This is a genomic window from Pseudomonas sp. P9_35 (genome assembly GCF_034008205.1).
GTDB lineage: Bacteria > Pseudomonadota > Gammaproteobacteria > Pseudomonadales > Pseudomonadaceae > Aquipseudomonas > Aquipseudomonas kilonensis.
This window is the reverse complement of sequence record NZ_CP125373.1, coordinates 3876563-3891015: the sequence shown is the minus strand read 5'-3', so window position 1 is coordinate 3891015 and position 14453 is coordinate 3876563. Positions and strand designations below refer to the sequence as shown.

The following is a 14453-nucleotide window of genomic DNA, read 5'->3' as shown; positions in this document are numbered from 1 at the left end:
TTCGTTACTCCACGCTCGCAGGGGCGGCGATTTGCTGCTCGATGACCTGCTTCTCTACTTCATCGGCCGGCTTGACCTCTGGCTTGACCCACCAGGTGGTGGTGCCGATGTCATAGGTCGGCGTGATTTTCGGATGGCCGATGTGGTTCCAGTAGGCCACGCGCCAGGTCTTGATGTGCCAGTTCGGGATCACGTAGTAGCCCCACTGCAAAACCCGGTCCAGCGCCCGGGCATGGGCCACCAGGCTCTTGCGCGAATCGGCGTTGATCAGCTGTTCCACCAACTGGTCCACGGCCGGGTCCTTGAGGCCCATGGTGTTGCGGCTACCGGGTTTGTCGGCGGCGGCCGACATCCAGAACTCGCGCTGTTCATTACCCGGTGAGCTGGATTGCGGGAAGCTGCCCACCACCAGGTCAAAGTCCCGGGAGCGTACGCGGTTGACGAATTGGGAGACGTCGACCCGACGGATGATCAGTTCGATGCCCAGGTCGCTCAGGTTACGCTTGAACGGCAGCAGTATCCGCTCGAACTCGGTCTGGGCCAGCAGGAACTCCAGCACCACCGGTTTGCCCTGTGCGTCGACCATCTTGTCGTCGACGATGCGCCAGCCGGCCTCTTGCAGCAATTGGTAGGCCTTGCGCTGCTGGTCGCGGATCATGCCGCTGCCGTCGCACATCGACGGCTGGAAGGCGTCGGTGAAGACCTGTTCGGGAATCTTGCCGCGCAGGGGCTCGAGGATCTTCAACTCGTCTTCGCCGGGCAGGCCGGTGGCGGCCATTTCCGAATTCTCGAAATAGCTGCGGGTGCGGGCGTAGGCACCGTTGAACAGCTGCTTGTTGGTCCACTCGAAGTCCAGCAGCAGGCTCAAGGCCTTGCGCACCCGTACGTCCTGGAAGATCGGCCGGCGCAGGTTGTAGACAAAGCCTTGCATGCCGGTGGGGTTGCCGTTGGGGATCTGTTCCTTGATCAACCGGCCTTCGGTCACGGCCGGGATGTTGTAGGCGTTGGCCCAGTTCTTGGCGGTCATTTCCAGCCAGAAATCGAACTGCCCGGCTTTCAAGGCCTCGACCGCGACGGTGTTGTCGCGGTAGTAGTCGGTAGCCAGTACGTCGAAATTATAGAAGCCGCGATTGACCGGCAGGTCCTTGCCCCAGTAGTCCTTCACCCGCTCATAGCGGATCGAACGTCCGGCCTTCACTTCAGCGACTTTGTAGGGGCCGCTGCCCAGCGGGATCTCCAGGTTGCCCTTGCTGAAGTCGCGCTCGGCCCACCAGTGTTTTGGCAACACTGGCAGTTGGCCGAGGATCAACGGCAGTTCACGATTATTGGTGTGCTTGAATTTGAACAAAACCTTGAGCGGGTCTTCGGCGATGACGTCGGCGACGTCGTTGTAATAGCCGCGAAACATCGGCGCGCCGTCCTTGGTCAGGGTCTGGAAGCTGAAGACCACATCCTCTGCGCGTACCGGGTGACCGTCGTTGAAGCGGGCTTCGGGACGCAGGTAGAAACGCACCCAGCCATTGTCCGGGGCTTTCTCGATTTTTTCGGCGATCAGGCCATATTCGGTGAACGGTTCGTCCAGGCCCTGCTTGGCCAGGGTGTCGTAGATCAGGCCGATGTCATCGGCCGGCACGCCCTTGCTGATGAACGGGTTGAGGCTGTCGAAGCCCCCAAAACCGCCTTGGCGGAAGACTCCGCCTTTGGGCGCGTCCGGGTTGACGTAGTCGAAATGCTTGAAGTTGGCCGGGTACTTCGGCGGCTCGTTGTACAAGGTCACGGCATGCTGCGGCGCGGCACAGGCCAGCCCGGCGAATAACAGGCTGCTGGCCTGCAGGAGCAGGGCGCGTAAAGGCTTCATTGATCTTTCTCCGAAGATTTCAGCCACCATGCGCTCAGGCCCAGGGTGTAGGGCGGCGTGGTGACGAAGGCGAACCGGTTGCGGTACGCCAGGCGATGATAATTGAGATACCAGTTGGGAATGCAGTAGTGCTGCCACAGCAGCACGCGATCCAGGGCCTTGCCGGCGGCGACCTGTTCGTCGCGGGTCTGGGCGGCGAGCAGCTTTTCCAGCAGATGGTCGACCACTGGGTTGGCGATGCCGGAGTAGTTCTTGCTGCCCTTGACCCCGACCTGGCTGGAGTGGAAGTACTGCCATTGCTCGAGGCCCGGGCTGAGGGTCTGGTTCAAGGTCAGCAGGATCATGTCGAAGTCGAACTGGTCCAGGCGCTGCTTGTACTGGGCACGGTCCACCGTGCGCAGCCGGGCCTGGATGCCGATGCTGGCGAGGTTCTCGACGTAGGGTTGCAGGATGCGCTCCAGGTTCGGGTTCACCAGCAGGATTTCGAAGCTCAGGGGCTGGCTATCGGCGTTCAGCAGGCGTTGGCCGTTGAGGCTCCAACCGGCTTCCTTCAATAACCCCAAGGCTTTGCGCAGGGTTTCCCGGGGAATGCCGCGACCGTCGGTCTTGGGCAAGCTGAAGGGGTCGGTGAGCAGTTTGGGCGGCAATTGTTCCCGGTACGGCTTGAGCAGCAGCCATTCATGGCCCACCGGCAGGCCGGTGGCGGAAAACTCGCTGTTGGGGTAATAACTGAGGGTGCGCTTGTAGGCGCCACTGAACAGGGTGCGGTTGGTCCACTCGAAATCGAACATCAGCCCCAGGGCTTCACGTACCTTGACCTCGGCAAACGTGCCGCGCCGGGTGTTCATGAACAGGCCTTGGGTCTGGGTCGGGATCTGGTGGGGAATCTGCGCCTTGATTATGTCGCCACGCTTGATCGCCGGAAAGTCATAGCCATTGGCCCAGTTCTTGGCCTGGTGTTCGATGTAGATATCGAACTCGCCAGCCTTGAAGGCTTCGAAGGCAACTTCGCTGTCACGATAGAACTCCACGTCCATGCGGTCGTAGTTGTACTTGCCGCGATTGACCGGCAGGTCCTTGCCCCAGTAATCCTTGACCCGTTCGAACACCAGCTGGCGGCCTGGTTGCACTTTGGTGATGCGATACGGCCCGCTGCCCAGGGGCGGTTCGAAGGTCGTCGCCTTGAAATCGCGGTCTTTCCAGTAATGCTGGGGCAACACCGGCAGTTCCCCCAGGCGCAGGATCAGCAGCGGATTGCCCGCGCGCTTGAAGACAAAGCGGATTCTCAGCGGATTGAGAATGTCGACCCGCAGCACCTCCTGCAGGTTGGTGCGGTATTGCGGATGGCCTTCCTTGAGCAGCGTCCTGTAGGAGAACGCCACGTCATAGGCGGTGATAGGCACGCCATCATGAAAGCGCGCTTCGGGGCGCAGGTTGAACACCACCCAGCTGCGGTCTTCGCTGTATTCCACCGACTGGGCGATCAGGCCATAGCTCGACGTCGGTTCATCACCGGACGGTGCGTACTGGCCTGTGCCGACCATCAGTGGTTCGTTCAGCTCATTGATGCCGTATTGCAGGAAATTGGGCGTGGAAACCGGGCTGCTGCCCTTGAACGTGTAGGGGTTGAGCGTATCGAAGGTGCCGAATGCCATGACTCGCAAGACACCACCCTTGGGCGCTTGCGGGTTGACCCAGTCGAAGTGGGTGAATCTGGCCGGGTACTTGAGCGTGCCGAACTGCGCATAGCCATGGCTTTCGCTGATGGCTGCGCTGGCGGGAGAGCTCAAGGCCAGGCTGATCAGGAGCAAGAGGAGGGGACGTATCAAGTCTGAGATCCGATCCAGGCGGCTTGGGCTTTTATGGCCTGTACAGTAACAGCTTGTATCGGCAGGAAAAAGGTGGGGTTTAGAGGGGGTGCCAGTCAGCTAAGCGGATACCTGTGGGAGCAAGGCTTGCCCGCGATGAACGATATCGCGGTTCAACTGTTAAACCGCGGTGCGGCCATCGCGGGCAAGCCTTGCTCCCACAGATGAGTCCCTCACCACACAAAGCTCCCCGGTCATCTCAGTGCGGGGAATAGACCGTCAGCATCTGCCCAGGCTTGAGCGCCTTGCCCATCCGCGGGTTCCAGCGCTTGAGGTGCTGCATTTCCACGTTGAAGCGCTTGGCGACGACGTACAGCGAATCACCTTGCTTGACTTTGTATTGGGTCTGCTTCTTCTGGTCCTTGCTGTTGGCGGCCACCACGGTGCTGATGCGCTTGCCAGTGGCCTTGCTGGCCTTGGCGTCCTGCATCACCAGGGTCTGGCCGACCTTGAGCTTGTTGCCGCTGAGTTTGTTCCAGCGTTGCAGGTCTTTGGTCTGGACGTTGTTGGCCTTGGCGATTTGGGCGAGGTTTTCGCCGCGCTTGACACGGTAGGTGCGCGAGGCGCCTTCCACGTCGTCGCTGTCGTCGGCCGATTCAAAAACCGGCTTGAGCGAGCGCTGGCTGATCAACTCTTCAGGACGCATGGTCGACAGGCTGGCGGTCAGCAACTGGGCCTTGGACGTGGGCACCAGCAGGTGCTGGGGGCCGTCGATGGTGGTGCGTTGCTTGAAGGCCGGGTTGAGCTGGAACAGCTCGTCTTCGTCGATGTTGGCCACCGCCGCGACCTTGGACAGGTCCATGCGCTGGTTGATCTCGACGACCTGGAAATAGGGTTCGTTGGCGATCGGGTTGAGGTTCACGCCATAGGCATCGGGCGAGAGCACCACCTGGGACAGCGCCAGCAACTTCGGCACATAGGCCTGGGTCTCGCTGGGCAGCGGCAGGTTCCAGTAGTCGGTGGGCAGGCCAAGCTTCTCGTTGCGCTCGATGGCGCGGCTGACCGTACCCTCGCCGGCGTTGTAGGCCGCCAGCGCCAGCAACCAGTCGCCGTTGAACATGTCGTGCAGGCGCGTCAGGTAGTCCAGGGCGGCCGTGGTGGAGGCGGTGATGTCGCGACGCCCATCATAGAAGCGGGTCTGGCGCAGGTTGAAGTAACGCCCCGTGGACGGGATGAACTGCCACAGGCCCACTGCGTTGGCCCGGGAATAGGCCATGGGGTTGTAGGCACTCTCGATAACCGGCAGCAACGCCAGCTCCAGCGGCATGTTGCGCTCTTCGAGGCGTTCGACGATGTAGTGGATGTACAGGCTGCCGCGCTCACCGGCGCTTTCCATGACGGAAGGGTTGCTGGCGAACCACAGGCGCTGTTGCTCGATACGCGGGTTGACGCCGGCCGTTTCCTGCAGCTGGAAGCCCTGGCGCATGCGCTCCCAGACGTCCTGGGGTACTTGAGGGCTGGGTTTCTCAGTGAGCCATACCGGCTTCTGTTTGGCGCGAGCGGCGATATTCGGTGTGTGCGCCGCGTCGGTCTGCGGCAGCTGGCTCGTGCTCTGGCAGCCCGCCAATGTGGCGGACACAGCCACCGCGATGGCTTGAGCCAAGCGGGTCAATGTGTCTGACTGGACGGACCTGCGTATAGATGACGACATTGGCTGGAAGTAAGTTCCGGGCAAAAATGTCGGCCGATTCTAGGAAGCGCACCCCAACAGGTCAACCTTTCAGAATTTTTGTATCAATCGATAGCTGCCTTAGAACGTATCTTTCCAAGCCCTCAAGGCCGCAAAAACCTCACTCGGCGTCTGGTTTCGCTGGCCGTTCCGTTCGTCTGCTTTTTGTTTAACGGATGTTTCAGTCGTGCGCAGGAACGGATTGGTGAGTTTTTCCAGGGCCAGGGTCGAGGGCAGCGTCATGATGCCTTCGCTGCGTTGCCGGCCGACTTTTTCCAGGCGGGCGGCGACGTCCGGATTGCCGGGCTCCACGGCGGCCGCGAACTTCATGTTGCCGAGGGTATATTCATGGGTGCAGTAGACCAGCGTATCTTCAGGCAGGGCGGCGAGGCGACTGAGCGAATGGTGCATTTGCGCAGGGGTGCCTTCGAAGAGCCGGCCGCAACCGGCGGCGAACAGGGTGTCGCCACAGAACAGCAGGCCATGGTGGTAGTAGGCAATGTGCCCCAGGGTATGGCCGGGCACGGCGTAGACATCGAAGTCCCAGCCGAGCACGCTGACCTTGTCGTTGTCATGCAGGGCCTGGTCGCGCGCCGGGATGTTTTCGCTGGCCGGGCCGTAAACGGTGGCGTTCGTCGCATTCTTCAGCGCCTGGACGCCGCCGACATGATCATGGTGATGGTGGGTGATCAGGATGTCGCTCAGGACCCAGCCCGGATGGGCCTCGAGCCAGGCCTGCACCGGAGCGGCGTCACCTGGGTCGACCACGGCGCAGCGCTGGGTGGCGTGGTCCTGTAACAACCAGATGTAGTTATCGGTGAATGCGGGCAGGGCACTGATCTGTATCATCGTGGAATTCGCCAAGCGGAAAACAAAGGCGCATCTTAGAACTTCCTGACGCGTTGGAGAATGCAATGACCGATGAAGCGTTCGCTCAGGCTGATCCTGACTGGCTGGCGTTGATCAGCGCCGCCCGTGAATGGCTGTCCGGCCCTGTCGGGCAATTTTTGCTGGAAGAAGAACGGCGCATGCTCGAAGACGAGTTGGGCCGGTTCTTCGGCGGCTATCTGGTGCACTACGGCCCTTCGGCGCAAACGCCGCCGTCGGCGCCGCAAGTCCAGCGCAACGTGCGCCTGGGGGCGCCGTTGCCCGGGGTGGAAATCGTCTGCGAGGAGCAGGCTTGGCCATTGAGCGAACATGCCGCCGACGTGGTGGTCATGCAGCACGGCCTGGATTTCTGCCTGTCGCCCCACGGTCTGTTGCGTGAAGCCGCCAGCAGCGTGCGCCCCGGTGGGCACCTGTTGATCATCGGCATCAACCCCTGGAGCGCCTGGGGCTTGCGTCATGTGTTTGCCCACGACGCCTTGCGCCAGGCCCGCTGCATCTCGGCGTCGAGGGTCGGCGACTGGCTGAACCTGCTGGGCTTTGCGCTGGAGAAACGCCGCTTCGGGTGCTATCGTCCGCCGCTTGCGTCGCCCAAGTGGCAGGCGCGCCTGGCTGGCTGGGAGCGCAAGGCCGGTGACTGGCAGCTGTCCGGTGGCGGTTTCTACCTGTTGGTGGCACGCAAGATCGCGGTCGGGCTGCGCCCGGTGCGCCAGGTGCGACGCGAGCCGATGGGCAAGTTGATTCCCTTGCCAATGGCCAAGGTCAATCGTCGCCACATCGAGCCGTAACCTTTTTCGATGGTTCTTGCCAGCATTGGGCTGCGGGTGTTGTCGGGCCCGATCGGCGGGCCTTTGCATTTTTTCTGGATAGATTGGCATGAGCGATAGCGTAGAACTCTTCACTGATGGCGCCTGCAAGGGCAACCCCGGTCCAGGCGGCTGGGGCGCGTTGCTGGTGTGCAAGGGCGTGGAGAAGGAACTTTGGGGCGGCGAAGCCAATACCACCAACAATCGCATGGAGCTGATGGGCGCCATCCGAGGCCTGGAAGAGCTCAAGCGGTCCTGCGATGTGTTGTTGGTGACCGACTCGCAGTACGTGATGAAAGGCATCAACGAGTGGATGGCGAACTGGAAGAAACGCGGCTGGAAGACGGCGGCGAAGGAACCGGTAAAAAACGCCGACCTCTGGAAGCTGCTGGATGAACAGGTCAACCGCCACAACGTCACCTGGAAATGGGTGCGCGGCCACATCGGCCACCACGGCAACGAACGGGCCGACCAGTTGGCCAATCGTGGGGTCGATGAGGTGCGGGGCTACAAGCAGGCTTGATTCTCGGATGCGTCCCTGTGGCGAGGGCGCTTGTGTGGGAGCAAAGCTTGCTCGCGATACAGGCGCCCTGGTTTTCCTGAAAGACCGCATGATCTTCATCGCGAGCAAGCTTTGCTCCCACAGTGTTTGCTCTCGTTCATCACTTGCTTCCAAGAGCCTGGGTCCCAGGTAAATCCCCTTGCGACAAGGGCGTGTTAACATCCGCGCTTTTGCAAGACTGCCCGCTGAGAGCTGAACACTGATGGCCAACAGATCTGTAGTACTGGATACCGAAACCACCGGCATGCCGGTGACCGATGGTCACCGGATTATTGAAATCGGTTGTGTCGAGCTGATCGGCCGGCGCCTGACCGGTCGCCATTTCCACGTTTACCTTCAACCGGATCGCGAAAGTGACGAAGGCGCCATCGGCGTGCACGGCATCACCAACGAATTCCTGGTGGGCAAGCCGCGTTTCGCCGAAGTGGCCGATGAGTTCTTCGAATTCATCCAGGGCGCGCAGTTGATCATCCACAACGCGGCGTTCGACGTCGGGTTCATCAACAACGAATTCGCCCTGATGGGCCAGCGCGACCGGGCTGACATTACCCAGCATTGCACCATCCTCGATACCCTGATGATGGCCCGGGAACGTCACCCTGGGCAGCGCAACAGCCTCGACGCCTTGTGCAAGCGCTATGGCGTCGACAACTCCGGTCGTGAACTGCACGGCGCCTTGCTCGACTCCGAGATCCTGGCCGACGTCTACCTGACCATGACCGGCGGCCAGACCAGCCTGTCCCTGGCCGGTAACGCCTCGGACGGCAACGGTACCGGTGAAGGCTCTGGCAACCAGGCCACGGAAATCCGGCGTTTGCCCGCTGACCGCCAGCCCTCGCGGATTATCCGCGCCAGCGAAAACGACCTGGCCGAACATGCCGCGCGTCTGGAAGCCATCGCCAAGTCTGCAGGCGCTCCGGCATTGTGGACGCAGTTGGCCGAGTCGCAGGCCGCCTCGCACTGATGAAACCCTTCCTGTGGGAGCCAGCTTGCTCCGGGCGGCGTTCCGACGATGAGGGTAGTCCAGCCTGCATCAATGCTGAATGTGCCGCCGTCATCGCGAGCAAGCTCGCTCCCACAAGGTTATCCATCGTTCATTTCTCGCCACAATCGCCACGACCTTCTACCCTGAGGTAACGGGCAGGCTACGGATCCCGCTTGATGTGTGAAGATTTGAAAGGCAAGGGCAATGGATGGCACCACGCCGTTGGTTGTCTCAAGGAATGAGGACCTTCCCCAGTATGCAACCGGTCATGAATCCCAAACACCCCGGGTTGTCGGTGCGCGTCGTCGATGACGGCTTTGCCGCTTATATCTGGGGCAGTGACTTCAGCTTCGAAGTCAGCGACTACGCGACGGCGCAGATCGGTCGGCCCGTCAGCCAATGGCCGGTGACGCCCATTGTTCCCTATCGCAAGTGCTATGGCATCGATCCCGAGGAATTCAGCAGCTTCCGCAATGCCCCGGACAGCGAGATTTTCATGGCTTATCTCGACGACCAGCCCGTGGGGCATCTGGTGGTCAGTACCAACTGGAACGGCTACGCCCACATCGACGAGTTGGCGGTGCATGCCCCGGCCCGTCGCCACGGGGTGGCCAAGGCATTGCTCGATGTCGCCCAGTTCTGGAGCCGCAAGAAAAAACTGCCGGGCATCATGCTCGAGACCCAGAACAACAATCTGGGTGCGTGTCGGCTCTATGAGCGTTGCGGCTACGTGCTCGGCGGTATCGATCACCTGCGCTATCGCGGCATTGACCGGCATACCGCCGAAGTGGCGTTGTTCTGGTACCGGCTGTTCGACGATCCGCTGGGCATGTCGATCAGTGGCTCAGCAACGCCTCGGCTTGTTCCGTAACCCGTTCCAGCAGCGATTGGACGGCGGGCGAGGGCGGCGTGCCGTTCAGGCTCAGGGCATAGAGACCAATCGCAATGGCCGGCGATAGCGGGCAGACGTCCAGGCCACTGCCCTTGGCACCCGAGGCAGTGAACGGGTCGACGATGGCAAGGCCTTCGCCGGCCTCGACCATCGCGCGCATCATCTGATGGGTCTGGACGCGGATCTGGATCATCGGCGCCGGCCGCAGCGCCGCCAGTTTATGCTCGAACGCCGGGCTCAGCGGGTCATGGCCATCCAGGCCTACCAACGGCTGGCCTGCCAGGTCCTGGAGCGAAATGTATTTCTGTCGTGGTTGCAGCCAGCCGTGAGGTGCCAGCAATTGCAGTTTGCCCTGGGCGATCATCTGGCAATGGATGTCGGGGTGTTCGGGGTCGTGCAAGCTCAGGCCCAGGTCGCTTTCACGCAACAGCAGGCTGTGGACGATGTCGCGGGTCGGTTGGCTGAGCAGGGTGCAGGGCGCATCCGGATGGCGGCGACGCAAGGCGGCGATGCTCTGGGGCAACAACTGCTGGGCCAGCGGCGGGGTGCAGATAATGCGCAAGGGTGGCGCCTGATAGTGTTTCAGGCTGCTGGCCAGGCGCTGTACCGGTTCGAGGGTGTCGTACAGCCGCGTGATGCCGTCGCGCAGTTCAAGGGTTTCCCGGGTGGCCTGCAGGCGCCCACGCACGCTGGCAAAGAGCATGAAGCCCAATTGGGCCTCGGCATCGCGCAGGATTGCCTCGACCTCCACCACCGGCAGTTGCAGCCATTCGGCCGCCGTGCCGAGGTGACCGGTCTGCAGCAGCGCCTGGATCACTTCGATGTGGCGTAAACGCATGCAAGAAGTCCATGTTCGGCGGGTGAGCCATTGAGTGGCTGAATCCTAACCCAAGTCCGGGCATGACTTCTGCTCATAACTGCCGGTTATGAAGCTATTTGCGTTTCAGTGGGTGTTTGAGCCTGCAGTGGCGTTTCCGGTTCGCGCGTCAATTCGATTTGAGATTGCACCAGAATAAATTTGCCGTCTTCGAGTTTGTTGACTCGATCACCGATAGCCAACTTATAGGTGGTGACAGGCTCCTTGCCGTTTCCGTCGGGCGACGGGGTCGATTCCTGAAACTCATGCACTGAATAGACGCGACCTTCGGCGTCCCGCGCATGAAATTGTCCGACAAGTACTGCTGCCATTGCTTAGAACCTCTGGAAATAAATCACTCGATTTGCGGTTCTGTAGACCCTGGTCAAGCGCGGTAAGTTTTCCTACATGAAAAAAATAGTCCAGCCGACAGGTTTTCGTCGCTCCACTGGTCCAATTGTCAGCCCGATCATCTATAACTACAGGCTCCTTTGAGCCGACAGTCGAGAAGCCTCTCATGAGTAATGTCTACACAGTGGCCGTTTTGGTGGGCAGCCTGCGCAAGGCATCGATCAACCGCAAGGTCGCGCTGGCACTGGCTGACCTGGCGCCAGCCAATCTCAAACTGAACATCGTCGAGATCGGCGAGTTGCCGCTCTACAACGAAGACATCGATGTTTCCCCTCCGCCAGCCTACAGCACTTTCCGCCAGCAGGTGGGCGCGGCCGACGCCTTGTTGTTCGTTACGCCTGAGTACAACCGCTCGGTACCGGCGCCGCTGAAAAATGCCATCGACGTCGGCTCGCGTCCCTACGGCCAGAGTTGCCTGAGTGGCAAGCCGGGCGCGGTGATCAGTGCTTCGCCGGGCGCCATCGGTGGTTTTGGTGCCAACCATCATTTGCGCCAGTCGCTGGTATTCCTTGACGTTCCCTGCATGCAGCAGCCGGAAGCCTACCTGAGCGGTGCCGGGACGGCGTTTGACGAGGCGGGCAACCTGTCGGACTCGGTACGGCCGTTCCTGCAGACGTTCATCAATGCCTATGGCAAGTGGGTCGAGCAACACAAGAAGGTTTGATACTCCCATATTTCAGGTAAACACCTGTGGCGAGGGAGCTTGCTCCCGCTGGACTGCGAAGCAGGCCCCCGGGGCGGTCGCTGCGCAACCGAGCGGGAGCAAGCTCCCTCGCCACAAGTGCATCTAAGACCGCATCCACAGCGGCAATTCAATCCCCGCTTTACTGGATATTCGAATTTCCATATATTCGCCCCTTCGCACTTCCAGGCGGTCCTTAGCCATGTCTGATTCCCACAACCCCGTCGATGTCTTCAAGGCGTTGGCCGATGACACTCGTACGCGCATTGCGCTGTTGGTGGCCCGTGAAGGTGAGTTGTGTGTCTGTGAGCTCACCGCCGCCCTGAGCCTGAGTCAGCCGAAGATTTCCCGGCACCTGGCGCAGTTGCGTAACGCCGGCCTGCTCAGCGACCGGCGCCAGGGGCAATGGGTTTACTACCGTCTGCATCCGCAGTTGCCGGCCTGGGTCAGCACTTTGCTGGAGCAGGCGTTGGCGGCCAATACGGCGTGGCTGATGGCGGATGTCGAGCGTTTGGGTGCCATGGCTGATCGTCCGGTGGCGCGTTGCTGCTGATTTTCTCTTTTCAATCCTCCTTCCAAGGCTGTTGCGCATGCTGATCGCGTCATTGATTTTCCTGCTGACCATTACGTTGGTGATCTGGCAGCCCAAGGGGCTTGGCGTCGGCTGGAGCGCGACGCTCGGCGCGCTGCTGGCGTTGTTGAGCGGGGTGGTGCAGGTCGGCGACATTGCGCTGGTCTGGCAGATTATCTGGAACGCCACCGGTACGTTTGTCGCGCTGATCATCATCAGCCTGCTGCTGGACGAGGCCGGCTTCTTCGCCTGGGCGGCCTTGCACGTGGCCCGTTGGGGAAAGGGCAGCGGGCGCAAGCTGTTTGCGTTCATGGTGCTGCTGGGGGCGCTGGTGTCGGCCCTGTTTGCCAACGACGGGGCGGCGTTGATCCTGACGCCCATCGTGATTTCGATGCTGCTGGCGTTGCGGTTTTCCCCGGCGGCGACCCTGGCATTCGTGATGGGCGCCGGTTTCATTGCCGACAGCGCGAGCCTGCCGCTGGTGGTGTCGAACCTGGTGAACATCGTCTCGGCGGACTTCTTCGGCATTGGCTTCAACCGCTATGCGGCCGTCATGGTGCCGGTGAACCTGGTCAGCGTGGCGGCCAGCCTGGCGATACTGATGTGGTTCTTTCGTCGCGACATCCCGGGTGACTACGACCCCGATCAACTGGACGATCCGGCAACGGCGATCCACGACAAGGCAACGTTTTATGCCGGCTGGGTAGTGTTGGTGATCCTGCTGCTGGGCTGCTTTGCGCTGGAGCCGCTGGGGATTCCCATCAGCGCGATCTCGGCGGTCTGCGCTGCGTTGCTGCTGGCCGTCGCGGCCCGCGGCCACAAGATTTCCACCCGCAAGGCGATGAAGGAAGCGCCCTGGCAGATCGTGATCTTCTCCCTCGGCATGTACCTGGTGGTCTATGGCCTGCGCAATGCCGGGTTGACCGGCTACCTGGCCCATTGGCTTGACGGCTTCGCCGAATATGGCGTGTGGGGTGCGGCCATGGGCACCGGCGTGCTGACGGCGTTGCTCTCGTCGGCCATGAACAATTTGCCGACGGTGCTGGTCGGCGCCTTGTCCATCGATGCCAGTCAGGCCACCGGGGTGGTGAAGGAGGCGATGATCTACGCCAACGTCATCGGCAGCGACCTGGGCCCGAAAATCACCCCGATCGGCAGCCTGGCGACTTTGCTGTGGTTGCATGTGCTGGAGCGCAAGAACATCCAGATCGGCTGGGGGTACTACTTCAAGGTCGGGATCGTGCTGACGGTGCCGGTGTTGCTGGTGACATTGGCGGCGCTGGCGGTGCGGTTGTCACTCTAAACCGTAGCGGCCCCTTCGCGAGCAAGCTCGCTCCCACAGGAGAGTGCATTCCAATGTGTGGGAGCGAGCTTGCTCGCGATGAGGCCCGGCAGGCAGCACAAGGCTCAGCCATTACCCGGCACATCCGGCCAAAGATCGGCCACCAGGAATAGCCGCTCAGCTTCTTCCCACTCCCCCTCGGCATTTTCAGTCAGGCGCACCATCAGTTGCGCCGGCGCCATCGGGTCGAGGTCCAGTCGCCAGGCGTCCAGTTGCGCAGTGCTCCAGGTCTGCTCCGCCGGATAATGGGCCGGGGCCAACCAGGCGGCGCGGGGCAGGGGTTGCCAGCGCCCAGGTGGGCGCTGGGCGCTGAATGCAGGCCAATCCCGCTGATGCAGCCAACTGCCCCGCAAATGCCGCGGGTGCGCACCGGTCGGCGGGTCGGCGTGGCCCGGCCAGGGGTAGAGCAGGTACCCGCCGAGCCAGAGCTCGGAGCGGAATACCTCGAGGCCGGTCGGCTCAATGCCCAATGCCGCCAGGGCCTCACGGCTTTCCGGGCGGGCCGAGATCGGCAATTGGTGTTCGCGCAGATGGGCCAGCTTGCGGTCGAGCCGGTCATGGCAACCCGGGCCCAGCCATTGCGCGGCGTCCAGTCCGGTGCCTTGTTGCGGGCCGAGGTACAACTTGATCGCCAACTCCAGATGATGGATGCCGTCACGATCGCGCAGCAGCAGGTCCAGTTCGCCCAGGGTATGGCCTTCGTGGCGGATCGGCAGGTTTGCGGCAATCAGTTCGATGCCTGGAGCGTGCTGCACGGCAAACTGCCACAGCCTTTCGTAATACAGCCCCAGGCGTCGCGTCCGTCCCAGGGACAGGCAGTGCAGCAGCGGGTAGCTGTCGCGGTCCAATTGTCGCAGCCAGTGCTCCAGCTGATCCGGCGCCTGCACCCAGTCACTGCCGGCCAAGGGGTGGCGCTGGGGCCAGGGCGTGTCGATGAGCATCGGCGGGGCGATGATCGCCCACGCGAGGTCGCGCACTTCTGGGTGGCGAAGGCGGCGGGGCAAGTCCAGCAATTCAGGGAACAGGATCATTTTGCGAGCATAGCTGCTGCGACGAAGGCTTAAAG

The 14453-nt window shown here is 61.7% G+C and carries 14 protein-coding genes; 7 read left to right on the top strand and 7 right to left on the bottom strand.

Going from position 1 to position 14453, the window contains the following annotated elements:
- Nucleotides 1-4 precede the first annotated feature (4 nt).
- From QMK47_RS16895 to gloB, 4 genes are all read right to left on the bottom strand, one after another.
- The gene (locus QMK47_RS16895; RefSeq protein ID WP_253475636.1) at nucleotides 5-1858 is read right to left on the bottom strand and encodes an extracellular solute-binding protein; all 1854 of its coding nucleotides are present in this window, start codon (nucleotides 1856-1858) and stop codon (nucleotides 5-7) included.
- Nucleotides 1855-3687 (bottom strand): extracellular solute-binding protein, encoded by a 1833-nt coding sequence (locus QMK47_RS16890; protein ID WP_408980812.1) that lies wholly within the window; start codon nucleotides 3685-3687, stop codon nucleotides 1855-1857. The genes QMK47_RS16895 and QMK47_RS16890 overlap by 4 nt, the downstream gene beginning before the upstream one ends.
- A 238-nt stretch (nucleotides 3688-3925) precedes the next feature.
- Nucleotides 3926-5377, bottom strand: coding sequence for a transglycosylase SLT domain-containing protein (locus tag QMK47_RS16885; protein WP_214512742.1), 1452 nt, complete (start codon nucleotides 5375-5377; stop codon nucleotides 3926-3928).
- 99 nt (nucleotides 5378-5476) lie between these two features.
- Nucleotides 5477-6244 (bottom strand): hydroxyacylglutathione hydrolase, encoded by a 768-nt coding sequence (gene gloB, locus QMK47_RS16880; protein WP_320388808.1) that lies wholly within the window; start codon nucleotides 6242-6244, stop codon nucleotides 5477-5479.
- Nucleotides 6245-6309: 65 nt separating this feature from the next.
- On the opposite strand from gloB, the gene QMK47_RS16875 reads away from it, so the two are divergent.
- From QMK47_RS16875 to QMK47_RS16860, 4 genes are all read left to right on the top strand, one after another.
- Nucleotides 6310-7068, top strand: coding sequence for a class I SAM-dependent methyltransferase (locus QMK47_RS16875; protein WP_214512740.1), 759 nt, complete (start codon nucleotides 6310-6312; stop codon nucleotides 7066-7068).
- An 88-nt stretch (nucleotides 7069-7156) separates the two neighbouring features.
- Nucleotides 7157-7609: a ribonuclease HI gene (gene rnhA, locus QMK47_RS16870; RefSeq protein ID WP_003180633.1), complete on the top strand. Its 453-nt coding sequence runs from the start codon at nucleotides 7157-7159 to the stop codon at nucleotides 7607-7609.
- 241 nt (nucleotides 7610-7850) lie between these two features.
- Nucleotides 7851-8612: a DNA polymerase III subunit epsilon gene (gene dnaQ / locus QMK47_RS16865; protein WP_253475633.1), complete on the top strand. Its 762-nt coding sequence runs from the start codon at nucleotides 7851-7853 to the stop codon at nucleotides 8610-8612.
- 277 nt (nucleotides 8613-8889) lie between these two features.
- The gene (locus QMK47_RS16860; protein WP_092145943.1) at nucleotides 8890-9504 is read left to right on the top strand and encodes a GNAT family N-acetyltransferase; all 615 of its coding nucleotides are present in this window, start codon (nucleotides 8890-8892) and stop codon (nucleotides 9502-9504) included.
- On the opposite strand, the gene QMK47_RS16855 is transcribed toward QMK47_RS16860, so the two are convergent.
- The gene (locus QMK47_RS16855) at nucleotides 9470-10363 is read right to left on the bottom strand and encodes a LysR substrate-binding domain-containing protein (protein WP_253475630.1); all 894 of its coding nucleotides are present in this window, start codon (nucleotides 10361-10363) and stop codon (nucleotides 9470-9472) included. The genes QMK47_RS16860 and QMK47_RS16855 overlap by 35 nt on opposite strands.
- An 86-nt stretch (nucleotides 10364-10449) precedes the next feature.
- The gene (locus QMK47_RS16850; protein ID WP_063320740.1) at nucleotides 10450-10713 is read right to left on the bottom strand and encodes a hypothetical protein; all 264 of its coding nucleotides are present in this window, start codon (nucleotides 10711-10713) and stop codon (nucleotides 10450-10452) included.
- A 185-nt stretch (nucleotides 10714-10898) separates the two neighbouring features.
- On the opposite strand from QMK47_RS16850, the gene QMK47_RS16845 reads away from it, so the two are divergent.
- From QMK47_RS16845 to QMK47_RS16835, 3 genes are all read left to right on the top strand, one after another.
- A complete protein-coding gene (locus QMK47_RS16845) occupies nucleotides 10899-11456 on the top strand; it encodes an NAD(P)H-dependent oxidoreductase (RefSeq protein WP_320388807.1) in 558 nt (185 codons plus the stop codon).
- A gap of 220 nt (nucleotides 11457-11676) precedes the next feature.
- Nucleotides 11677-12027: a metalloregulator ArsR/SmtB family transcription factor gene (locus QMK47_RS16840; RefSeq protein ID WP_214512736.1), complete on the top strand. Its 351-nt coding sequence runs from the start codon at nucleotides 11677-11679 to the stop codon at nucleotides 12025-12027.
- 37 nt (nucleotides 12028-12064) lie between these two features.
- On the top strand, nucleotides 12065-13348 hold the full coding sequence (locus tag QMK47_RS16835; protein ID WP_214512735.1) for an arsenic transporter: 1284 nt from the start codon (nucleotides 12065-12067) through the stop codon (nucleotides 13346-13348).
- Nucleotides 13349-13452: 104 nt separating this feature from the next.
- On the opposite strand, the gene QMK47_RS16830 is transcribed toward QMK47_RS16835, so the two are convergent.
- The gene (locus tag QMK47_RS16830) at nucleotides 13453-14418 is read right to left on the bottom strand and encodes a DUF1853 family protein (RefSeq protein ID WP_253475621.1); all 966 of its coding nucleotides are present in this window, start codon (nucleotides 14416-14418) and stop codon (nucleotides 13453-13455) included.
- Between the last annotated feature and the right edge of the window lie 35 nt (nucleotides 14419-14453).